This is a genomic window from Microbacterium sp. NPDC089320 (assembly GCF_040684875.1).
Classification (GTDB): Bacteria; Actinomycetota; Actinomycetes; order Actinomycetales; family Microbacteriaceae; genus Microbacterium.
Map to the genome: position 1 here is coordinate 553,331 of NZ_JBFBGY010000003.1, position 20,948 is coordinate 574,278.

The following is a 20,948-nucleotide window of genomic DNA, read 5'->3' on the forward strand; positions in this document are numbered from 1 at the left end:
CCCGAACCGATGCCGGATGCCGGATGCCGTCAGCGGGCGAGCACCCGAGCGTCCCGCTGGGCGATGATGCTCAGTTCGGCCGCGGCGAAGGCGTGCTCCTGCGTCATCGCGTGCTCGGTGCGGTCGAGGCAGTCGCGGATCAGCTGACCGAAGAAGGGGAAACCCGTCCTGCCCGTCGCATCGAAGCGGAACTGCCCGTCCTGATTCACCAGCAGCACCTGTCCCCCGCCGTTGTCGGTCGTGATGTCGGTGTACTTGCGCAGCTCGATGTATCCGTCGGTGCCGAGCAGCACGGTGCGGCCGTCACCGAAGACATCGAGCCCCGCGGGAGTGAACCAATCCACGCGGACGTAACCCGTGGTGCCGTTGTCGAGCACCACGTGGGCGTCTCCGAAGTCCTGCAGGCCCGGGGTGTCGGGGTGCGCGTAGTTCGCGACGGTCGAGCTTACGATCTCGCCGGTGCTCGCGCCGGTGTAATGGAGCATCTGCTCGAAGTTGTGACTTCCGATGTCGCAGATGATGCCGCCGTACTGCTCGGGGTCGTAGAACCACTCGGGCCGACCGGTGCCGATGCGATGCGGGCCGAAGGACGCGACCTGCAACACGGTGCCGATCGCGCCCTGATCGATCAGCTGGCCGGCGAGGATCGCCGCCTCGGAGTGCACGCGCTCGCCGTAGTACACGGCGAACTTGCGTCCGGTGCGCTCGACGGCGTCTCGGGCGGCCGCGAGGTCGTGCATCGTCGTGATCGCGGGCTTGTCTGCGAAGAAGTCCTTGCCGGCCTCGAGCACGCGCACGCCGAGCGGAGCCCGCAGGTTCGCGATCGATGCGCTGGCGACGAGTCGCACCTCCGGATCGTCGAGCACCTCCTGCTCGCTCGCGGCCGCCCGCGCCTGCGGGAAGCGATCGACGAAGTCGGCGAGCATCGCCGGATCGTCATCGAAGACGAGCGACAGAGTCCCGCCCGCCTCGATCAGCTGCTCGACCATGCCGAAGATGTGACCGTGAGCCAGCCCCACCGCGGCGAACACGAACTCGCCGGGCGCGACGACGGGTTCGGGCAGCGGATCGAAGGTGTACGTGCGGGTCATCGGCGGGTCTCCTCGTCGTTCACGTCATAGGTGCGCAGGCGGCCGCACATGCCGAATCCTCGGTCTCCCACCGAGGGTACGGCTTCGTGGACGCGACCGTCCGCCAGGTGCGCGACCGACCCGGACGCGACGGCATCGGCGAGCGCCAGCGAGCGCTCGGCCCGTGCCAGCGGACCCTGGCGCACGAGATCGCCCCAGGCCTCGGCGCGCCCGCGCACAAGCGCACCGGCAGCGGCATGGAACGCGTGGAGGGCACCGTGATCTCCGTCGGCGAGGGCGTCGCGCAGCGCCTCGAAACCCCTCACGGCGAGATCGCGCCGACGAGCCGCTCGATTGGCGCGGTCGGGTGCGTCGTCACCGAGAGACGCCGCCGCAGCGTAGGCGTCGGGGTCGCCCACGACCTCGGCGGGGAAGGTCATCACCGCGTCACCGGCCTCGGGGAGCCCGGCGTTGCTCATCAGCACGACCACCCGCAGATCGCCGCGGTTCACGGCGCGGTGGATGGTGCCGGGAGTGAACCACACGACGGAGCCGGGTTCGAGCGGCGTCTCGCCGAACCCGTCGGCGCTGATCGTCTGCAGCGTTCCTGACCCCGAGACCACCACATAGGCCTCGGTCGAGACGAGGTGCAGGTGCGGACTCCCACCGCAGATGCCGTCTGGCGCGGCATCCGTGTAGACGTCGAGGTGCGACAGCGTCGTGCCGCCGGGGAACGAGGATGCGGTCACGACGCCGCCTCCACGAGCGACGCGGTCTTCTCGAAGAAGTGCGGGGCGTGCGCGACCAGCTGTCCCGCGCGGTAGTAGGGGTCGGTCGCCGAGATCGGGAGCGACACGAACCGGCGCTCGAAGCCGGACTCGTAGATCGCGGTCACCACCTCCACGGCATCGCGGCCATCGTGGCCACCCGCGATCGGTGCCTTGCCGTCGCGGATCGCGCCGAGCAGGTCGCCGATCTGCCCCTCGTGCCCGAGGTGGGCGAGCGGCGCGCGTCCGGCGACGAGTTCCTCGATGTGTGAAACGACATCGGGATCTCCGCCGTCAGCGGGAAACCCGTCGCCTCGAGACCGCTCGGCGACGACGGAGAACGGCTGCGAGACCCGCGCATGCGCCCCCTGGATCACGATCGCCTGCTCCTCTCCGTGGTGGACGACGGAGCTGGTCAGCTCAACGAGTCCACGGTCATACCGGAACACCGCGACCGAGAGATCCTCGACCTCAGCGTTGTCGTGCTGCGCGTTGGCGAGCATGGCGGTGATCTCGGTCGGACGCCCGAGCAGCCACAGCAGCAGGTCGATGTGGTGGATGGCGTGGTTCAGCGTGCAGCCGCCGCCCTCCTTCTCCCAGGTGCCGCGCCACCAGAGGTCGTAGTAGGGCAGCCCGCGCCACCACGCCGAGTCGACGCGGACGTGCGAGATCGACCCGAGCAGCCCCGAGTCGACGACCTCCTTGAGCGTGGCGAGATCGTCTCGGAAGCGGTTCTGCGCGACCACGGACAGCACGCGTCCCGAACGCTCCTGGGCGGCGAGCATCGCGTCGCACTCCTCGAGAGACGGAGCCATCGGCTTCTCGACCAGCACGTGGATGCCGGCATCCAGCGCGGCGATCGCGAGCGATGCGTGCGTCGACGGCGGGGTCGCGATGCTCACCAGGTCGACGAGCCCCGAGGCGATCAGCGCGAGCGGATCATCGAACGTCGCAGCCCCGGCCAGCCCGAACGCCTCGACCTTCTGCGCGGCACGTCCGGGGATCACGTCGGCGAGCGCGGCGATCTCGCACTCGCCCGCGAACGCGAGGTAGCCGCTGATGTGCGCGTCGGCGATCCCGCCGGTGCCGATGATGCCGACCCTGAGCATGCGCTGCCTCCCCGATGAGGTGTTACTACGTATTACTAAGACGTAGTAGATACTATCGAGACACGCACCCGCCACGTCAAGCCCGGAAAGGAGGACGCCGTGGAGAGACGACCGACCAGCCACGACGTCGCCCACCTCGCCGGGGTCTCGCAATCCACCGTCTCGTTCGTCTTCACGGGGAGACCCGGAATATCGGAGGCCACTCGCGAGCGGGTGCTGCGCGCGGCATCCGAGTTGAACTATCGGCCGAACCTGGCCGCCCGGTCCATGCGCACCCAGCGCACCGGCCGTCTCGCGGTCGTGGTGCCGATCGCCACGCTGAACCCGCTCACCCTGCTCTCCGGCGCGATCTCCGCTGCTCGTGAGGTCGGATACGTCGTCGAGGTGGTGAGCCTGCCCGACGAGGCGACCGCGCGAGACGATCGTCTTGCCGAGCTGATCGAGTCGGGGCAGTACGAGGGCGTGCTCGCGTTCACCCCGCTCCCCGCCACCGAGGCCTCCGTCGACGGGCCCGTGGTGCTCTCGGTCGGCGAGTTCGACGATGCGATGCACATGACCGGGGCGTTCACCGACTCGCGGCCGATCGCCGAGATGATCGAACGCCTCGCGGCGCAGGGCCACCGGCGGTTCGTACACCTCGCCGGTCCCGACGACTTCCCCTCGGCCCGCGCCCGCCGCACCGCCTACCTCGACACGATCGCGCGTCTCGGACTCGAGTCGCTCGGCGTGTTCGGCGACGAGTGGAGCGGCAGCGCCGGCGAGGCCGCCATCGACGCGCTGCCCGCCGATGCACCGCCGCTCGCGGTCATCGCGGCGAACGACGTCATCGCCACGGGAGCGATCCGGGCGGCGACACGACGCGGATGGAGACTGCCCAATGAGGTCGCCGTCACCGGGTGGGACGACCACCCCCAGAGCGCCTTCCTGGTGCCCTCGCTGACGAGCGTGTCGCAGGACCGCGAGAGACTGGGGGCCTACTCGATGCATCGGCTCATCGCGGCCGTCCGCCGTGGCGAACCCCCGGCCCGACCCGATGGACTCCTCACCGTCATCTGGCGCGAGTCGACCGAATCCCCGCACTGACAACCGAGACCCGGAGGCGCACATGAAGATCCTGATCCCGAACACCATCGAGCTGCCCGTGACCGCAGACGTCGATGCCGTCGTCTACGACATCGACGCGGAGATTCCCGACGAGCACCGAGACGCCGAGGCGCTCGTCGTCTGGCACAACTCCTCGTCGTGGCTTCAGGAGGCAGCTCGCGCGCTGCCCCGACTGCGCCTCGTGCAGGCTCTCGCCGCGGGGGCCGATGCGGTGCTGAACGCGGGCTTCGCCGACGACGTGCGCATCTGCTCCGGCCGTTCGCTGCACGACGGCCCCGTCGCCGAGCACGCGCTGGCGCTGATCCTGAGCGCCGTCCGGCGCCTCGACCGGCTGCGCGACGCGCAGCGCGAGCACCTCTGGGACGGGCCCTTCAACCAGGAGCAGAGTGCCGCGGCCACGCGTGCGCAGTACACGCTCGCCGGCGCGCGCGTCACCATCTGGGGATTCGGATCCATCGCCTCGACGCTCGCGCCCTACCTCACGGCGCTCGGGGCGGAGGTGCAGGGCATCGCACGCACCGCCGGAGAGCGGTCGGGATACCGGGTGCACGCGGATGCCGATGCGGCCGCCGTGCTCGCCGAGACCGACGTGCTCGTGTCGATCCTGCCCGCCACCGACGACACCGCCGACCTGTTCGACGCGGACCGCTTCGGTGCACTCAAGACGGGTGCCGTCTTCGTGAACGTAGGTCGTGGCGCGACCGTCGACGAGACTGCCCTGATCGCGGCGCTCGCGTCGGGGCAGCTCCGCGCCGCGGCGATCGATGTCGCGAAGTCCGAACCGCTTCCGGCATCCGACCCGCTGTGGGACGCACCCGGCCTGCTCATCACGCCGCACGTGGCGGGCAACAGGCCGGTCGGGGCGGCTCGCCTCGTCGACGAGAACATCACCCGCCTTCTCGCGGGCGACGATCTCATCAACCAGGTGCGCCCGTAGGTAGGGTCTGGACACGTCGGCGAGCGCGGCGCATGCTGAGGGCATGACCGCTTTCCAGACAGCACACGCTTTCAGCGGATTCAGCGTCGACGACATCGACGCCGCCCGCTCGTTCTACGGCGACACCCTCGGCATGGATGTCACCACCAATGCCATGGGGTTCCTCGACATCAGCCTGCCCGACGGCGGATCGATCCTCGTGTACGGCAAGCCGAACCACGAGCCCGCGAGCTTCACGATCCTGAACTTCCCGGTGGACGACGTCGAAGCCGCCGTCGATGAGCTCAACGAGCGCGGAGTCGTGACGAAGATCTATGACGACTCGGAGTTCGCCACCGACGAGAAGGGCATCCTGCGAGGCGGCCCCGATCGGGGCCCCGACATCGCCTGGTTCAAGGATCCCGCCGGCAACGTCCTCGCTGTGCTCGCCGCGGTCTGATCGGTGGAATCAGGGGCTCGCCCGGTTCGAGCGAGTCGGGACGAGGCTCTTCCCTGGGTTGTGTCAGGACGCTCGCGCGAGCTTACGGATCCAGTCGGGCGTCTCGGCCTTGAGGCGCCTGTCTGCTCGCACACGGATCGTGGCGGCGAGCTGCCGCTCGGCCTCGGAGGGAACCGGTCGTCCCGCTTTCGCTTCGAACTCACTTTTCGTCACAGGTCGCCTCCTTCTCTTCCTGATCCGAGTATGACCCATTCCGGGAAGCATCTCCAGGCTCTGAAATCGTGTTCTCCCCTGCACTGATCGTGCGCAGGTCGTCGTCGTCAGCACCATCGCCGAAGAGATCCAGCGTATTCGCGTCGACGATCTGCCTCACGAACTCTTGCTTTCCCCTCCTGGCCAGCCGGCTCTGCTGCAGCGCCGCGATTGCGGCCAAGCCGGTGATCCGCTCGCGCTGCGAGCTATTCGATCCGGTGTAGAGGTTCAAGGCCCACTCGATGCGCTGCCACCACGCATTGAGTCGTGCCTGATGCCGGGCACCGGCGAAGGCCAGCGTCGCGGCGACAACGGCTGCGAAACCGGCGAATCCCGGACTCTTCATCCACTCGCTGATCCACCGCCAGCCGTCGCCGTTCCACCAGACGGCGACACTGTCCCACCATTCGGCGATGTCCATGGACAGACGATAACGACGACGTCCGACACGACATGTGCTCGCCGTGAGCAGTCGCGGCGCGGTCAGGCGAGAAGCGAGTCGAACAGCGCGTTCACGGCGGGGTCGACGCGCTGCAGCTCGGGGTGCGCATCATGCCAGTCGATGATCTCGCGAGCCGCGGTGTGCAGCGGCACGAGCGGGTTGAAGTCGGGCACGACACGGCGGATCTTCGTGTTGTCGAAGACGACGGAGTGCGCCATGTCGCCGGTGAGCTGGCCGGCGCGGTCGGGCACGGCATCCTCGATCGCCGCACTCGTGGCGTAGCGGATCCTCGGTTCGGCTCCCGCCGCCCTCCCGAGGATCGAGTAGATCTCGTTCCACGTGTACACGAAGTCGCTGGTGATCTGGAAGGTGTCGCCGTAGGCGAGCGGATTGCCGAGCAGCCCAGCGAAGCCGACGGCGAAGTCGCTCGAGTGCGTGAGCGTCCACAGCGACGTGCCGTCGCCGTGCACGATGATCTCCTCGCCGCGGCGGATGCGGTCGATCGCCGTCCACCCCCCGAACGCCGGAATGGTCCATCTGTCGTAGGTGTGCGAAGGCCGCAGCACCGTGACCGGAAACCCGCGATCGCGGTAGGCGGCGGTCAACAGGTCTTCGCAGGCGATCTTGTCGCGCGAGTACTGCCAGAACGGATTGCGCAGCGGTGTGGACTCGGTGATCGGAAGACGAGAGATCGGCTTCTGGTAGGCGGAAGCCGAGCTGATGAAGACGTACTGTCCCGTCCGACCCTCGAAACGGTCGATGTCTCGCTGCACCTGATCCGGTGTGAATGCGATCATGTCGGCGACGACATCGAACTCACGCCCGGCGAGGGCGGCATCGACCGCTGCCGCATCCGACACATCGGCCGTGAGCACCTCGACGCCCTCGGCCGGCTCGCGCTGCGACTGCCCGCGATTCAGCAGCGTGACCTCCATCCCCCGGGACGCCGCGAGCGCACTCGCCGCGGAGGAGATGATTCCGGTTCCACCGATGAACAACACCGTCGTCGCAGTCATGCATCCGACTCTAGCGACGGGCCAGACGTGAGGTCTGCTTAGGCTAGGTGCTCGAAGAGGGCGCGAACGGTCTCTTCGACGGCATCCGGAGCTCCGTCCCGCAGCGCATGGGCGACGGCTTCGGCCGTGGCGCTCAGCACCGGTGTCGCGTCGCCTCCGGACGGGCTCTCGGAGAACTGCAGCGCGCACTGCGCGAGGATGGTGGCCTCCACGAGGTGCGTCGACTGTCGCGGATGGTGCATGACGTCGGCGACAGCGGTGAGGAACGCGATGGCCGCGGCGTCGCGGTGGACTGCCGAAACGGCGCCGCCGATCTCCTCGGCATACGCCGCCAGATCCGCGCGGACGCCGTCTGCGGCCGTGGGAAGCGACGAGCGGAGCCCTGTACCCGCGAGCACGCCGGCGTAGCGGATGGCTGCACGCGAGTCGGGGGTCGTGAGGTCCGCGACCCTGGTGTACCGGGCAGGAACGACCTCCACCAGACCGATGTCCCGAAGCCGGATGATCGCCTCGCGGATCGGGTTGAGCGACATGTCGAGCTCTTCGGCGAAGCGCATGGTGTTGAGCATGTCGCCGGAGCGATACTCCCCCCGCAGGATCGCCGCGAGGATGTGCCGGAAGGCCAGTTCGGGCAGCGGCACGGAACCATGATGGATCCACTGGCGCGCCCGTGACTCCGTGAAGACTATGGTCATTGTCGCTCCCCAGGTCCGTTGTGTACGCCCCCCTGAGACGGGGGTTCCACTAGACAGACTCAAGGCCGGCCGGAATATTACGCGTCGCCCGGGAAAAGGTCAGACGACGCTGGCACCGGGTGCAGCAGCGAACTCCTCGAGCGCGGTGACGATGTCGCCCGAGAGTTCGACCTGGCTGGCTGCCACGGCGTCGTCGATCTGGCTCGTGCGCGATGCGCCGATGATCGCGGTCGTCACCACGGAGTCGCGCAGCACCCAGGCGACGGCGAGCTGCGGGATCGACAGACCGGCGTCCTTGGCGACGCGATCGATGCCGCGGATGCGCTGGAGGTAGCCGTCGGTGAGCGCGGACCCGTTCAGGAAGTGGCTGTTCGCCGCACGCGAGTCGGCCGGAACATCACCGCCGAGGTACTTGCCGGTGAGCAGCCCCTGAGCGAGCGGCGAGAACACGGCGCTGCCGACCTCCAGCTCACGCAGCGCCGGAAACAGCTCGGCCTCGGGAGTGCGGTCGAACAGCGAGTACCGCGGCTGGTGCAGCAGCAGCGTCACCCCCTGCTCGGCGAGGAGTTCGTAGGCCCGGCGGGCGAGCGCTGCCGGATAGTTCGAGATTCCGACATACAGCGCCTTGCCGCTGCGCACGATGTCGGCGAGCGCGGTGACGGTCTCCTCCAGCGGGGTCTCGGGGTCGGGCCGGTGCGAATAGAACACGTCGACGTAGTCGGTGTTCATGCGCGTGAGGCTCTGCTCCAGCGAGCGCACGAGGTACTTGCGCGATCCGCCGTCGCCGAACGGTCCCGGCCACATGTCGTAGCCCGCCTTGGTCGTGACGAACAGCTCGTCCCGGTAGCGGGCGAGTCCGCTGTCGAGCACCGCACCGAAGGTCGACTCGGCGGAGCCGTAGGGCGGGCCGTAGTTGTTGGCGAGGTCGATGTGCACGACGCCGCGGTCGAACGCGTGCAGCACGATCTCGCGCTGACCGTCGAAGGTGCGATCGCGACCGAAGTTCTGCCAGAGTCCGAGCGATACCTTCGGCAGCTGGACCCCGCTCGAGCCTGCGCGCTGGAACGGCACGTCGGTGTAGCGAGTGGTCGCAGCCTCATAGGCGTGCGTCAGGCGGGGGTCATCGGCGGCGATGGGCATGGGAGACGCTCCTGGAGGCGAGGGGGAAGGGCTTCAGGATAGCGCTTCCTCACGGCGAGACGAGCCCGGACCGGTGCGCAGGTCCGGGCTCGCTTCGTGGGGGTGCCGACTACTTGATCGAGCCTCGCATCACCCCGGAGATGACCCAGCGCTGCGAGAAGATGTACACGATGAGCAGCGGCGCCATCGCCATCAGGTACGACGCGAATGCCACCGTGTAGTCGGTGTTGTACTGCCCCTGAAACACGTACTGCGCGAGTGACAGCGTGCGGTCGGAGGGCGACGTCAGCACCACGAGCGGCATGATGAAGTCGTTCCAGGCCCACACGCAGGTCAGGATGCCGACCGTCGCGTTCATCGGCATCAGCAGCGGAAAGATGATCTGCCGGAACACGCGGAAGGTCGAGGCCCCGTCCATCCGCGCCGCCTCCTCGAGTTCGATCGGGATCGAACGGATGAAGGCCGTGTAGATGAAGATGTTGAGGCTCAGCCCGTAGATCGTATAGAGGATGATCATGCCGGCCGGGGTGTCGAGCCCCAGGAGCGCTGTCTGCTTGACGAGCGGCAGCATGATGATCGGGAACGGGATGAAGAGTGCCGCCAGGAGGTAGTAGAACACGCCCTTGAAGAACGGCCGGTGCAGGTTGCGTGCGAGGGCGTAGGCCACGAGCGAGCTCGTCAGCAGAGTGAAGACGACCGACCCCACCGTGATGATCGCCGTGTTGAGCAGCGCCTGCGGGAAGTCGGTGCGTTCCCACGCGACGGCGAAGTTGCCCCAGTTGATCGGCCAGGGGAGCTCGAACCCGGTTCCGGATGCGAGCTGGTCGGGCGTCTTCAGTGCGACGGCGACAGCGAGATAGAGCGGGACGATCACCGTGAGCGAGCACACGGCGATGAGTGCGGTGGCCCACCAGTTGGTGCGTCGGGTGTCGGAGTCGTCTCCGCTCGCGCGTGCGCCGAGACGACGCTTGCGGGGGACGACGAGCGCGCGGGTGGCCGGCGCCTCTTCGATCGGTGTGGTGACGGAACTGGACATCAGAAGTCGGCCTCTCTGCGCTGAAGGACCCGGAATTGGAGGAGCGAGACGATCGTGATCACGATGAAGAAGATCACGGCGTTGGCTGTCTGGTAGGCGAACTCGCCACCCGAGAAACCGCCGCGGAAGATGAGCATCGTCACCGATTCGGTCGACGTGCCGGGCCCGCCGTTGGTGAGGGCGATGATCGGGTCGAACACCTGCAGGAATCCCTTCAGGCTCAGCACGACGTTGATCGTGAAGAAGGCGCTGATGAGGGGGAAGGTGATGGAGCGGAACTGCCGGGCGGCGGTGGCTCCGTCGATCGAGGCCGCCTCGTAGATGTCTGCCGGGATGGTCTGGAGACCCGCGAGATAGATGATGATCGAGAACGCGCAGGCCTGCCAGACCGCCAGAGCCACGACGGCCGTCCACGCCCACTCGGGGCTGGTGAGGATGTTGTCTCGGAACAGCGGGATGCCGGAGAGGATCTTGGGCAGCGAGTTCGAGAACAGGAACTGGAAGACGTAGCCGACCACCAGCACCGCGAGGATGTACGGCACGAAGTAGACACCGCGCCAGAAGTTGCGTGCCTTGATCTTCGCGTTCAGGCCCATCGCGATCGCCAGCGAGATCGCGTTGGTGATCACCGTGGCCACGATCGCGAACAAGAACGAGAAGCCGTAGGCCCTGAGCACCCGATCGTCGCGGAAGATGTTGACGTAGTTCGCGATGCCCACGAAGTCCCACGTGCCGTATCCGGCGTAGTTCGTGAAGCTGAAGAAGATGCCGATGATGACCGGCAGGGTGTGGAACAGCGCGAACGCGATGACCGCCGGCCACACGAACCAGTAGAACGCGCGGGGCGCGAGCTTCCTCCGCTGACGCGACGGCGCCGAGTCACCCGCCGCCTGTTCCGTCTTCACGGTGGATGTCGTGAGAATGGCCATCTCAGTCCTCCTCGGGGGTGATCGTGCGGGCGGCGACCTTGCGCCACTCGTTGTCGAGGGTGCGGAGCGCGGCATCCGCGTCTTCGTCGTAGAGGAACTGCTGCACGACGCCGACGAGCGGGATCGCAGCGGGCACCTGGTGATCGATGAATCCGGTGATCTGTCCGTCGTCGAAGTACGGGGCGATCGACTGCAGGGCCGGGTCGTCGCTCAGCTCGGCGTCGGTCACAGACGGGACCATGGTCTGCGAGGCCGCGAAGCGCTCGATGATCTCGGGCTGGAAGAGGAAGTCGATGAAGCGCAGGGCCTCTTCGCGGTGGGGTGTGTCGCGGGCCATGGTGACGGCGACGTCGACTCCCGACACCAGCATCCGATCGGCCGGGTCCTCCGGCACCGGGTACGGGAAGATCGCGGCGTCGATATCGGGATTGACGGCCTTGACCGGGCTGAGCGCCCAGATGCCCTGGAGCATCATCGCCGCTCCGCCCTGCGCGAAGAGCGAGGTGCTGTCGTCGTAAGAGGCGCCGCGGTAGCCCTCCTGCGAGTACTGGAACAGCTGAGCCTGACGCTCCATCGCCTCGGGGAAGTCCTTCTCGAACGACACGGGCGAATCCGGTCCGACCGAGTCCCCCTCGGCGCGCATCTCGTCGAAGAAGCCGTCCTGGCTGTAGTACGCGCCGATGCCGTTCCACGACGGCATCGCGGTCCAGTTCTCGGCGAGCGATGTCGAGAACGGAGTGATGCCCCGCTCGACGAGCGTGTCGCACAGCGCGATCAGCTCGTCCCAGGTCTCGGGCACCTCGAGGCCCTGCTCCTCGAAGATCGCACGGTTGTAGATGATGCCGTTGGCGTTGTTGACGTATCCGAGGCTGTTCACCTCGCCGTCGGCGTTGCCGAGCTGCGCGAGGATCTCCTGCACGCCGGGATTGATCGTGTCGAGCACCGGCTCGTCCGAGAAGTCGTAGAACACCCCGGCCTCGGCGAGATCGCCGAAGTTCCCGTTGCCGTTGAGGGTGATCACGTCAGGGGTGCGGTCCTTGACGAGCAGCGTGCGGATCAACGTCTCCGAGTCGGCGACCTGGTTCTGCACCACCCTGATGTCGGGGTTCTCCGCCTCGAACTCGGCGATGATCTCGTCGAAGTCCTCGAGCGCTTCGCCCTTGAACTGGAAGAAGTCCAGGGTCGTGACCTCGGAGTCGGCGCTCGACGCGCACCCTCCCAGGGCTCCGGCGAGAGCGACCACGGCTACAGCCGCGGCGACCCCTCGGAGCGGATGGATGATCTTCATGTGCTGCGCCTCCTTGCGCGAGTGCGAGCCGGCCGAGACCGGCCCGGGTCAGTTGTCGGTGGTGATCTCGACCACGGTCGCTCGACCGGGGTACTGAACGGGGGGACGGATGCCTGCCACGGCGAGCTGGCGTCCGGTGAGCTCGACGCCCTGCAGCGCCCAGAGCAGCTCGGACTGTCCGGCGTCGGGGCGCGCTCCGGCGGGAGCGGCGATCGAGACGCGGTAGGTGCGGTCCTGGTCGAGACCGGGGAACCGCACACGGCCGGCGGGGTACGCGACCGAGGTGGTCTCCTGAGTGATGGTGAAGACGGCTTCGGAGGCGTCGGCGGCCACGATCCCGCGCACGTCGATGCCGTCGTCCGTGCCATCGACGTGCACGACGTGGCCGGTGGCGATGAGCGGTCGGATGCGCTTGGCATAGTCGACCCAGGCGGCGATGCGCGTGCGGTCGGCGTCATCGGCGACCGATATGTCACGTTCGATGCCGAAGTGTCCGATCAGGGCGATCGCGGCGCTGAGGTCGAGGTCGGTGACGCGACCTGTCGAATGCACCGTCTCGCTGGTGATGTGCGCACCCATCAGTTCCGGCGGCAGCAGCAGACCGGTGTATCGCTGGATCGAAAGACGCTCGAGCGGATCGAGGCAGTCGCTCGTCCAGATGCGGTCCGTGCGGTCGAGGATGCCGAGGTCGACGCGTGCGCCTCCCGACGCGCAGCTCTCGATCTCGAGGCCGGGGTGCTGCGCCTTGAGCTCGTCAAACAGCCGGTAGGCGGCAAGCGTGTGCTCGTGAACCAGGGCGCCGGAGCCCGGTCCGCGTCCGGCATCGACGAGGTCGCGGTTGTGATCCCACTTGAGGTACGCGATCGGGTACTCGTCGAGCAGGGCGTGCAGGCGGGCAGCGATGTAGGCATACGCGTCGGGGTGCGCGAGGTTCAGCACCTGCTGCTGCCGTGCCGACGGTGGCAGCTCGACGCGCGAGCGCAGGATCCAGTCCGGATGCTGACGCGCCACGTCGCTGTCGGGGTTGACCATCTCGGGCTCGACCCACAGGCCGAATTCCATGCCTCGCGCCCGCACGTGGTCGACGAGGGGGTGCAGCCCCTCTGGCCATACCGTCTCGTCGACATGCCAGTCGCCCAGGCCCGAGGTGTCGTCGCGGCGTCCGCGGAACCACCCGTCGTCGAGGACGAACCGCTCGATGCCGACCTCCGCGGCGGCATCCGCCAGGTCGGTCAGGCGGGTGAGGTCGTGGTCGAAGTACACAGCCTCCCAGGTGTTCAGCGTGACAGGACGCGGCCGCTGCGGATGCTGCGGGCGGGCCCGCAGCTCGTCGTGGAAGCGCCAGGAGAGCTGGTTGAGGCCGTCTCCCCAGGAACCGATGATCCAGGGTGTCGTCAGAGTCGAACCGGGCTCGATGGTGATCTCGCCTGAGCCGTAGAGCTCTCCGCCCGCGAGGAACGCCTCCCCCGTGACCATGCGCTCGGCCAGCAGGGTGTGGTTGCCGCTCCAGGCGACATGGATGCCGTGCACGCGCCCGTGCTCGAATCCGAACCCCGGACGCCCGGCGCAGAGCAGCAGGGTCGCATCGGCGCCGGGGCGTCCGCGACGGCTGTCGCGGCTGTAGCTGCCGAACGTGAAGTCGTGACGCTGCGGGGAGCGCTCGCGCAGATGACGCCCGGTCGTGTCGAGGACCTCGGTCGCATCCCACGGGAGCGGGAAGGCCGCGGTGAGCCGCTGCACCGTGTACGGGCTCGTGCCGCTGTTGCGGAGGGTGATCCGCTGGTGGAACAGACCGCCCTCGCCGACCCGCAGCTCGAGCGTCGCGGCAAGGCGCTCTTCGTCGTCGGTCAGCGAGATGCGCGCGGAATCGGTCGTGGCGTCGACGCCCGAGACCGCCCAACGGATGCTCACGCCGTTGCCGGCGCGGTGGCCCTCGATCCCGGGGGTTCCGAGCCATCCGTGGGCCGGTGTCGGGAGAACCGAGAGGACGGGCGTGACGTCGAGGCCGCCGGACACGCGCTGGGGCGTCGCCGCCAGGGCGAGGCCGCGCAGAGTGGCCGAATTGGCGTCGCCCAGGTCTTCACCCCAGTGCACGATCGACGGCGGCGAGACCATCGACACCACGACGCTGGTCCCTCCGGCACGCAGGTGCAGGACGTCGGCGTTGCGAACGTCCAGCGGTGCCGTCGGTTCAAGGATCACGTCATTGGAATGCATGGATTGTTTCTATCACGGAATTAATTAGGCGGTCAAGGGCGCGCGCGGGGGGTCCGGAGTCATTGATATATGCCATGATGAAAGAAACGAGGGGGTTGCGAGTGCTATCAGAGAGCGAAGCAGCGGTCGCGAAGACCGTGCTGATCCACGGCCCCATCTCTCGCACAGCCCTGGCCGCCCGCCTCGGCCTCTCTCCTGCCAGCCTCACCCGCTTGACCCGCCCCTTCGTCGATCGCGGCATCCTCGTCGAACTCGATGACGTCGCCGAAGGCGTGGGCAGGCCGTCCCGACCGCTGGAGATCTCGTCCGATCTCGGCAGCTTCGTCGGCGTGAAGATCACCGGCGAGCATGTGTACGCCGTGCTGACCGACGTCCGCGCCCGCCTGATCAGCGAGCACGTCGCCGCACTCGAGTCGCACGCGCCCGCAGACGTGCTCGACGCGGTGAAGAACGCCGTCGAGCGCGTTTCGGGGTCGACCCCTCCCCCGGTGGGCATCGGCGTGAGTCTCGGTGGCATCACCGACGGCACCACGGTGGAGTGGGCGTCCTTCCTCGAGTGGACCGACGTGCCGTTCGGCACCATGCTCGCGCGGGCGACCGGCCTCCCTGTGCGGGTCGAGAACGACCTGATCGCCCTCACCGAGGCGGAGCGCTGGTTCGGAGCAGGCAGGGGCCTCGACGGATTCGCCGTGATCACCATCGGTGCCGGCGTGGGCTACGGACTGGTCGCCGGCGGCGGCGTCGTGCGCACGCCCGACGCGGGGATCGGGCTCGGAGGACACATCCCCCTCGATCCGCACGGCCCCATCTGCCAGGAAGGGCACCGCGGATGCTCTCAGGCGATGCTGACCTCCGGATCCATCGCCGCCCAGGCCACCATGGCGCTCGGCCGACCACTCACCTACGACGAGGCCCTCGATGCGGCGGAGTCCGGCGACCGGGCGGCATCCGCCATCGTGCACGACAGCGCCCGCGCACTCGGCCGGCTCATCGCCCTGTCGGCGAACCTGACGCTCTACTCCGACGTCGTGCTCGCGGGTGAGGGGATGCGGCTCTTCGACGTCGCAGAGGAGACCGTCCGTGCGACAGTTCTCGAGTCGCGGGACCCCCGAGCCTCGGAGGTTCGTCTGCACATCGACGACAGCGGATTCACGGGCTGGGCGCGAGGTGCCGCCGCGGTCGCCATCCAGGATGCGTTCGTCAGACTCGACTGATCCACGGTTGCTGCGTGTCGTCCGACCGCGCTGTGTCAAGGTCGCCGGCGAAGTCAGAGGGCCCGGGTAGCGTGGGATGGAGCCGGCCATCGCCGCATCCATCCCCGCTGTGCGCGGGATACGAGAAGAGGTCCATGATGGGCGGGACCCCACCGTCGAAACACCCTGGCACGTCGAACTCCATCGTCGTGACCGGTGCCCGCGTGCACAACCTCCGCGACGTGAGCGTCGAGATCCCCCGCGACTCGCTGGTGGCCTTCACCGGCGTCTCGGGTTCGGGAAAGAGTTCGCTGGCATTCGGCACCCTCTATGCCGAGGCACAGCGTCGCTACTTCGAGTCGGTGGCGCCGTATGCCCGGCGCCTGATCAGCCAGGTCGACATCCCCGACGTCGACGGCATCGAAGGCCTGCCCCCGGCGGTCGCCCTGCCCCAGCAGCGCACGGCGGGCAGCGCACGGTCGACGGTCGGCAGCGCCACGTCGATCGGCAACGTCGTGCGCATGCTGTTCTCTCGCGTCGGAACGTATCCGCCAGGAGCCGACCCGCTGTTCGCCGAGGACTTCTCGGCGAACACCGTGCAGGGCGCGTGCCCGCGATGCCACGGGATCGGGCAGGTGTACGACGTTCCCCTGCATCTCATGGTTCCCGACGAGTCACTGACGATCCGCGACCGCGCGCTCGATGCGTGGCCGCGGGCGTGGCACGGCAAGCAGCTCATCGACAGCCTGATATCCCTTGGCTACGACATCGACATCCCGTGGCGAGATGTGCCGGAAGAGCAGCGGCAATGGGTGCTCTACACCGAGGAGTCCCCTCAGGTTCCGGTCTTCACCGATCGCGGTCCGGCCGCTGTGCGCAAGGCTGTGGCGGCCGGCATCGAGCCGTCGTACATGAGCACCTTCGTCGGCGTGCGGCAGTACGTGCTCAACACCTTCGCGAACTCGAAGAGCGCGAAGATGCGCGAACGCGCGGCGAGCTACATGGTCAGCGTCCGCTGTCCCCTCTGCGACGGGCGCCGGCTGAAGCCCGAGGCGCTCGCCGTGACGTTCGCGGGTCTCGACATCACCGAGATGGCCGCGCTCCCCCTCGCCGATCTGGCGACTCTGCTCGAGACCGAACTCGATCGGCTCGACGACGACGGCTCAGAAGAATCCCGCGCCGGCGCCCTCGCCCCCGAGAAGCGTCTTGCGGCGCACCGGCTCGTGAACGAGCTGCACGATCGGGTCTCCCCCATCATCGAGCTCGGTCTGGGCTACCTCTCACTGGACCGGTCGACGCCCACCCTCTCATCGGGCGAGCTTCAGCGCATGCGTCTCGCGACGCAGGTGCTCTCGCAGCTGTTCGGGGTCATGTTCGTGCTCGACGAACCGTCCGCCGGCCTCCACCCCGCCGACGGCGAAGCGCTGGTGCGCATCCTCCGCTCGCTCCGGGATTCGGGCAACACGGTGTTCTTCGTGGAGCATGCGCTCGACGTGATCCGGAACGCGGACTGGATCGTCGACATCGGCCCCGGCGCCGGCGCCACCGGGGGCGAGATCGTCTACTCCGGTCCGATCGACGGGCTGCGGCAGGCGGAGAGCTCCCAGACCCGGCGCTACCTCTTCGCGGATGAGCTGCGCGACGCGATCCCGCACGAACCGCTGCGCGACCCCCGGGTCCCCGACACCGTGCTCGAACTCGCCGATGTCTCTCGGAACAACCTCCGCAGCGTATCGGTCTCCATCCCCCTCGGCTGCCTCACCGCCGTCACGGGCGTCTCGGGTTCGGGCAAGTCGTCGCTGGTCACCCAGGCGCTGCCCGATCTGCTGCAGAAGAGCCTCGCCAGTGAATTGGACAGCGCGACGATCGATGCGTCCGCTGACGAGCAGAACCGCGCGGCCGCCGACCCCCTGATGTCCGCCGTGACCACGGAGACGACCGGACGCGCCTCCGGTCCCGCCGGCCGCGTGAGACGCGTCGTGCAGGTGAGTCAGAAGCCCATCGGTCGCACATCGAGGTCGAACGTGGCCACCTACACCGGCCTCTTCGACCGTGTGCGCGCACTCTTCGCCGCGACCCCCGAGGCACGCAGACGGCGCTACGCCGCGAGTCGCTTCTCGTTCAACCTGGCGAGCGGACGATGCCCCACCTGCAAGGGCGAGGGCACGGTCGAGGTCGAGCTGCTCTTCCTCCCCACCGTCCACGCTCCATGCGGCACGTGCGGCGGCACCCGCTACAACCCCGAGACCCTCGAGATCGAATTCGAGGGCCACACGATCGCCGACGTCCTCGCGACCAGCGTGAACGATGCGCGCGCGATCTTCGCCGACGACGCCGAGGTCACCCGGCATCTCGACGCCCTCCTCGACGTCGGTCTCGGGTATCTGCCGCTCGGCCAATCGGCGACGGAACTCTCCGGCGGCGAGGCGCAGCGCGTGAAGCTGGCATCCGAACTCCGCCGCGCCCAGCACGGCGACACGCTCTATCTGCTCGACGAGCCCACCTCGGGGCTGCATCCGTCCGATGCCGATCGTCTGCTGGTGCATCTGCAGCACCTGGTCGACGCCGGCAACACCGTCGTCATGGTCGAGCACGACATGCGCGTCGTCGCGCAGGCCGACTGGGTGATCGACATGGGGCCCGGCGCGGGCGACCTCGGTGGGACGGTCGTGGCGGAGGGGACGCCGCAGTCGGTCGCCGCCGCAAGCGGAAGCACGACCGCGTCGTACCTTGCCGCCGCCCTCGCGGCCCACGAGCGCGGAGGCGGCGTCTGACGCCGGGTTCGCTAGCCTCGTCTGTATGCGTCGCTCATTCTCGGTCGTGCCCCTCGCCCTGCTCGCCCTCGCACTCTCGGCGTGCACGCCGCCGATGGACGACGACACGAAGTCCGCACTGAACAGTTCGGCCTGCATGTGGGTCGACACCGTGGCGACCCAGGCCAACATGAGCATGGTCTCCGTGGATCCGACGGCACTGGTGACGGCCGGTGATCACCTCCGCGACGGGATCTCCCTCCCCGAAGGCGACCTCCGGAACGCGATCGCGGCCGCGGGAGACGCCGCGCCCGAGCTCGAGGCGAAGACGGTCATCCTCCCCGCAGACCTCGACTCGTTCAACGAGCATCTCGACACGATCGCGTCGATCTGCGCTGATCTCGGTCATGATGAGGTCGATACCCGCGTGAAGTATCCCGATTCCGACACCACCGTCGAGGTTCTCGACGGCTCGTACGGAGGATGATCACAGACCCGAGAAAGACACTCTCATCGGGATTTCATACTGCGGAGACGAGGGGATTTGAACCCCTGGTCCCCTTGCGGGGACTCCACCTTAGCAGGGTGGTGCACTCGGCCGGACTATGCGACGTCTCCAGGCATCCGGTCCGTGAAGATCGGATGCACCTTGCAAGCATAACGGGTTCGGCGGGCAGCCACGAATCGAGACTCAGGCCCCCGGCCGGGTCATCTGCAGGACTCGAGCACGAATGCAGGAGCACACCGGTCAAAATCCTCCTGCAGCCGTGCCCCGGTCCTGCAAACGGCACGGCGAATGCCGCACAGCGGACGGGGCAGCCACGAATCGAGACTCAGGCCCCGGGGCCGCTCGACTCCCGCACGACGAGTTCGGGCTGGAATCGCACACGACGATCGTGCTCGACCCCGTCGAGCTCCTTCAGCAGCAGATCGACCCCGGTCCAGCCGAGCAGCCTAGCGGGTTGGCGCACCGAGCTCAGCGGTACGACGGTCGCCGAGGCGAAGTCGATGTCGTCGTAGCCGACCATCGCGATGTCCTGAGGCACGCGGATGCCGGAGCCGAAGCTGAACGCCTGCAGCAGCCCGACGGCGAGCAGGTCGTTCGCGGCGAAGACGGCATCCGGGCGTGAGCCCTCGGGCCGCGCTGCGATGGCCTCGCCCGCGGCCCTCCCCTGGAGCACGGTGAGCGCGGACTGCTCGAAGATCTCGAGACTGGCATCGGGATGCGCGGCGACCGCCGCCTGCACGCCGCGCAGACGATCGGCGACCTGCTGCACCGACTGCGGACCACCGACGAATGCCAGACGGCGACGCCCCGACGCCAGCAGGTGATCGGCGGCCAGGCGCCCGCCTTCGACGTCATCGACCGAGACCGAGGGCAGCACGCCCTCCTCCACCTCGCGGTCGACAAGGATCACCGGCATGCCGCCCGTGGCGAAGCGATGCACGGCCGAGAGGTCGTCGGTGGCCGGGGTGAGCAGCACGCCGTTGACCCGTTGCTCCTGGAAGAGCTCGAGGTGCGCGACCTGGCGCTCGTCGCGCTCGTCGCTGTTGCCGAGCAGCACGGTCATGCCGGCATCCGCTGCTCTGTCCTCCGCGCCGCGCACGACGTCGGCGAAGAACGGGTTGCCGATGTCCGGCACCACGAGCCCGATGCTGCGGCTGCGACCGGCGCGCAGCTGCCTGGCCGCGTCGTTGCGCACGAAGCCGAGTTCCTGGATCACGCGCTGCACGCGCTCGACGGTCTTCGCTGAGACGCGCTCGGGCTGATTCAGGACGTTCGAGACGGTGCCGACCGAGACGCCGGCCGCAGCCGCGACGTCCTTCACCCCTACCGCCATGGCCTGCCTCCGTCCGTCCGCGCGTGCGCCACGACTACCTTCTCACTCCGCGGGCTGAACTCCGCGCCGACGACGCGCGGGCACGGCGACGACGGCGAGCGCCGCGCAACCGATGCCGGCGATGAAGAGGGGCGTGAGCGCCCAGGTCACGACACCGGCGAAGACGGCGGCCGCGGCGATATACGCCGCTCCGGCGACATCCCCCGCGACCGTCGCGGGGACCGCGCGCACGGCCGCTGTCCACCCGAGCGTCGGAGACCACGCGCCGGCCGCGAGCAGCACGGCGACCGCGAGGACGAGAAGCCCTGCCCACCCGATCACCGCGATGGCCTCACCCCCGGGCAGAGCGCCCGAGCCTGCGAGCACGACGTCGACCGTGAGAACTGCGGCGATCACCGCAGCCGGGACTCCCACCCGTAGCGAGGGCAGGATGCCGATGCGCACGTCGTCCCAGAACAGCGCCGTGCGCGAGTCTTCGGCAGCGACGAACCGCCGCAGGTGTCGGATGCCGGCAGCCAGAGCGATCGGAACGGTCACGACCCCGAGGGCGATGATCGTCATGAGCAGCCCGACCATGAGCACCTCGCCGAACAGGCCGAACTTCGACGTCGCTCCGGGGTTCACGCCGGGTTCGACACCGGCGACCGTGGGGCCCGCGCCCGACCGCGCCTCACGCGTCGCCGCACGGTTCGCCTGACGTCCTGCCCTGGTGACCGACAT

Annotated in this window: 20 protein-coding genes and 1 tRNA gene; 6 read left to right on the forward strand and 15 right to left on the reverse strand. The window is 68.4% G+C overall.

All coding sequences use genetic code 11. The annotated features are described in order from the left end of the window. Positions 1–29: 29 nt before the first annotated feature. From AB0N61_RS11225 to AB0N61_RS11235, 3 genes are read right to left on the reverse strand one after another with little or no spacing between them, the layout of a single operon-like run. Positions 30–1,091, reverse strand: coding sequence for a Gfo/Idh/MocA family oxidoreductase (locus AB0N61_RS11225; RefSeq protein ID WP_363364043.1), 1,062 nt, complete (start codon positions 1,089–1,091; stop codon positions 30–32). Next, positions 1,088–1,819 (reverse strand): cupin domain-containing protein, encoded by a 732-nt coding sequence (locus AB0N61_RS11230; RefSeq protein WP_363364045.1) that lies wholly within the window; start codon positions 1,817–1,819, stop codon positions 1,088–1,090. The genes AB0N61_RS11225 and AB0N61_RS11230 overlap by 4 nt, the downstream gene beginning before the upstream one ends. Beyond that, positions 1,816–2,946, reverse strand: coding sequence for a Gfo/Idh/MocA family oxidoreductase (locus AB0N61_RS11235; protein WP_363364047.1), 1,131 nt, complete (start codon positions 2,944–2,946; stop codon positions 1,816–1,818). Before AB0N61_RS11235 ends, AB0N61_RS11230 begins: the two co-directional genes overlap by 4 nt. Before the next feature lie 99 nt (positions 2,947–3,045). Here AB0N61_RS11235 and AB0N61_RS11240 point away from each other — a divergent pair, with 99 nt between their 5' ends. Genes AB0N61_RS11240 through AB0N61_RS11250 form a run of 3 tightly spaced genes read left to right on the forward strand, consistent with a single transcriptional unit; the run spans position 3,046 to position 5,426 of the window. After that, positions 3,046–4,029 carry a LacI family DNA-binding transcriptional regulator gene (locus tag AB0N61_RS11240; RefSeq protein ID WP_363364048.1) on the forward strand — a complete coding sequence of 328 codons (984 nt, stop codon included), beginning with the start codon at positions 3,046–3,048 and terminating at the stop codon, positions 4,027–4,029. Between the two features lie 22 nt (positions 4,030–4,051). Then, the gene (locus AB0N61_RS11245; RefSeq protein WP_363364050.1) at positions 4,052–4,987 is read left to right on the forward strand and encodes an NAD(P)-dependent oxidoreductase; all 936 of its coding nucleotides are present in this window, start codon (positions 4,052–4,054) and stop codon (positions 4,985–4,987) included. Between the two features lie 43 nt (positions 4,988–5,030). Next, positions 5,031–5,426 carry a VOC family protein gene (locus AB0N61_RS11250; RefSeq protein ID WP_167945611.1) on the forward strand — a complete coding sequence of 132 codons (396 nt, stop codon included), beginning with the start codon at positions 5,031–5,033 and terminating at the stop codon, positions 5,424–5,426. A 63-nt stretch (positions 5,427–5,489) separates the two neighbouring features. On the opposite strand, the gene AB0N61_RS11255 is transcribed toward AB0N61_RS11250, so the two are convergent. From AB0N61_RS11255 to AB0N61_RS11295, 9 genes are all read right to left on the reverse strand, one after another. Further along, a complete protein-coding gene (locus AB0N61_RS11255; protein ID WP_363364052.1) occupies positions 5,490–5,639 on the reverse strand; it encodes a hypothetical protein in 150 nt (49 codons plus the stop codon). Beyond that, positions 5,626–6,099, reverse strand: coding sequence for a hypothetical protein (locus tag AB0N61_RS11260; RefSeq protein ID WP_363364053.1), 474 nt, complete (start codon positions 6,097–6,099; stop codon positions 5,626–5,628). Before AB0N61_RS11260 ends, AB0N61_RS11255 begins: the two co-directional genes overlap by 14 nt. Positions 6,100–6,161: 62 nt before the next feature. Next, positions 6,162–7,136, reverse strand: coding sequence for an NAD-dependent epimerase/dehydratase family protein (locus AB0N61_RS11265; RefSeq protein WP_363364055.1), 975 nt, complete (start codon positions 7,134–7,136; stop codon positions 6,162–6,164). 38 nt (positions 7,137–7,174) lie between these two features. Beyond that, positions 7,175–7,831, reverse strand: a complete 657-nt coding sequence (locus AB0N61_RS11270) for a GntR family transcriptional regulator (protein WP_363364057.1) — start codon at positions 7,829–7,831, stop codon at positions 7,175–7,177. A 99-nt stretch (positions 7,832–7,930) separates the two neighbouring features. Next, positions 7,931–8,971, reverse strand: coding sequence for an aldo/keto reductase (locus AB0N61_RS11275; protein ID WP_363364059.1), 1,041 nt, complete (start codon positions 8,969–8,971; stop codon positions 7,931–7,933). A gap of 109 nt (positions 8,972–9,080) precedes the next feature. Beyond that, on the reverse strand, positions 9,081–10,007 hold the full coding sequence (locus AB0N61_RS11280; RefSeq protein WP_363364061.1) for a carbohydrate ABC transporter permease: 927 nt from the start codon (positions 10,005–10,007) through the stop codon (positions 9,081–9,083). Continuing rightward, positions 10,007–10,936 carry a sugar ABC transporter permease gene (locus AB0N61_RS11285; RefSeq protein ID WP_363364062.1) on the reverse strand — a complete coding sequence of 310 codons (930 nt, stop codon included), beginning with the start codon at positions 10,934–10,936 and terminating at the stop codon, positions 10,007–10,009. The genes AB0N61_RS11280 and AB0N61_RS11285 overlap by 1 nt, the downstream gene beginning before the upstream one ends. A gap of 1 nt (position 10,937) precedes the next feature. Next, positions 10,938–12,224: an extracellular solute-binding protein gene (locus AB0N61_RS11290; RefSeq protein WP_363364064.1), complete on the reverse strand. Its 1,287-nt coding sequence runs from the start codon at positions 12,222–12,224 to the stop codon at positions 10,938–10,940. Between the two features lie 48 nt (positions 12,225–12,272). Further along, positions 12,273–14,441 (reverse strand): alpha-galactosidase, encoded by a 2,169-nt coding sequence (locus tag AB0N61_RS11295; RefSeq protein ID WP_363364066.1) that lies wholly within the window; start codon positions 14,439–14,441, stop codon positions 12,273–12,275. Between the two features lie 101 nt (positions 14,442–14,542). On the opposite strand from AB0N61_RS11295, the gene AB0N61_RS11300 reads away from it, so the two are divergent. The 3 genes from AB0N61_RS11300 (at position 14,543) to AB0N61_RS11310 (ending at position 18,874) form a co-directional block, all read left to right on the forward strand. Beyond that, complete coding sequence (locus AB0N61_RS11300; RefSeq protein ID WP_363364068.1) at positions 14,543–15,655, forward strand: ROK family transcriptional regulator; 1,113 nt, start codon at positions 14,543–14,545, stop codon at positions 15,653–15,655. 134 nt (positions 15,656–15,789) lie between these two features. Further along, positions 15,790–18,408 carry an excinuclease ABC subunit UvrA gene (locus AB0N61_RS11305; RefSeq protein WP_363364070.1) on the forward strand — a complete coding sequence of 873 codons (2,619 nt, stop codon included), beginning with the start codon at positions 15,790–15,792 and terminating at the stop codon, positions 18,406–18,408. A 25-nt stretch (positions 18,409–18,433) separates the two neighbouring features. After that, positions 18,434–18,874, forward strand: a complete 441-nt coding sequence (locus AB0N61_RS11310; protein WP_363364072.1) for a hypothetical protein — start codon at positions 18,434–18,436, stop codon at positions 18,872–18,874. A 42-nt stretch (positions 18,875–18,916) separates the two neighbouring features. Here AB0N61_RS11310 and AB0N61_RS11315 read toward each other — a convergent pair. The 3 genes from AB0N61_RS11315 to AB0N61_RS11325 all read right to left on the reverse strand — a co-directional run bounded on the left by AB0N61_RS11315 (position 18,917) and on the right by AB0N61_RS11325 (position 20,948). After that, a tRNA-Ser gene (locus tag AB0N61_RS11315) sits at positions 18,917–19,005 on the reverse strand. A gap of 215 nt (positions 19,006–19,220) precedes the next feature. Next, positions 19,221–20,228 (reverse strand): LacI family DNA-binding transcriptional regulator, encoded by a 1,008-nt coding sequence (locus AB0N61_RS11320; RefSeq protein ID WP_363364074.1) that lies wholly within the window; start codon positions 20,226–20,228, stop codon positions 19,221–19,223. A gap of 42 nt (positions 20,229–20,270) precedes the next feature. Beyond that, entirely contained in the window at positions 20,271–20,948 is a 678-nt protein-coding gene (locus AB0N61_RS11325) for a hypothetical protein (RefSeq protein WP_363364077.1), read from the reverse strand.

Excerpts from the sequence above, each read along its gene's own strand:
- AB0N61_RS11325 (WP_363364077.1), bottom strand. The coding sequence starts at position 20,948 with ATGTCGGTCACCAGGGCAGGACGTCAGGCGAACCGTGCGGCGACGCGT.
- AB0N61_RS11320 (WP_363364074.1), bottom strand. The coding sequence starts at position 20,228 with ATGGCGGTAGGGGTGAAGGACGTCGCGGCTGCGGCCGGCGTCTCGGTC.
- AB0N61_RS11305 (WP_363364070.1), top strand. The coding sequence starts at position 15,790 with ATGATGGGCGGGACCCCACCGTCGAAACACCCTGGCACGTCGAACTCC.
- AB0N61_RS11245 (WP_363364050.1), top strand. The coding sequence starts at position 4,052 with ATGAAGATCCTGATCCCGAACACCATCGAGCTGCCCGTGACCGCAGAC.
- AB0N61_RS11270 (WP_363364057.1), bottom strand. The coding sequence starts at position 7,831 with ATGACCATAGTCTTCACGGAGTCACGGGCGCGCCAGTGGATCCATCAT.
- AB0N61_RS11275 (WP_363364059.1), bottom strand. The coding sequence starts at position 8,971 with ATGCCCATCGCCGCCGATGACCCCCGCCTGACGCACGCCTATGAGGCT.
- AB0N61_RS11285 (WP_363364062.1), bottom strand. The coding sequence starts at position 10,936 with ATGGCCATTCTCACGACATCCACCGTGAAGACGGAACAGGCGGCGGGT.
- AB0N61_RS11280 (WP_363364061.1), bottom strand. The coding sequence starts at position 10,007 with ATGTCCAGTTCCGTCACCACACCGATCGAAGAGGCGCCGGCCACCCGC.
- AB0N61_RS11290 (WP_363364064.1), bottom strand. The coding sequence starts at position 12,224 with ATGAAGATCATCCATCCGCTCCGAGGGGTCGCCGCGGCTGTAGCCGTG.
- AB0N61_RS11235 (WP_363364047.1), bottom strand. The coding sequence starts at position 2,946 with ATGCTCAGGGTCGGCATCATCGGCACCGGCGGGATCGCCGACGCGCAC.
- AB0N61_RS11310 (WP_363364072.1), top strand. The coding sequence starts at position 18,434 with ATGCGTCGCTCATTCTCGGTCGTGCCCCTCGCCCTGCTCGCCCTCGCA.
- AB0N61_RS11250 (WP_167945611.1), top strand. The coding sequence starts at position 5,031 with ATGACCGCTTTCCAGACAGCACACGCTTTCAGCGGATTCAGCGTCGAC.
- AB0N61_RS11295 (WP_363364066.1), bottom strand. The coding sequence starts at position 14,441 with ATGCATTCCAATGACGTGATCCTTGAACCGACGGCACCGCTGGACGTT.
- AB0N61_RS11260 (WP_363364053.1), bottom strand. The coding sequence starts at position 6,099 with ATGGACATCGCCGAATGGTGGGACAGTGTCGCCGTCTGGTGGAACGGC.
- AB0N61_RS11225 (WP_363364043.1), bottom strand. The coding sequence starts at position 1,091 with ATGACCCGCACGTACACCTTCGATCCGCTGCCCGAACCCGTCGTCGCG.
- AB0N61_RS11265 (WP_363364055.1), bottom strand. The coding sequence starts at position 7,136 with ATGACTGCGACGACGGTGTTGTTCATCGGTGGAACCGGAATCATCTCC.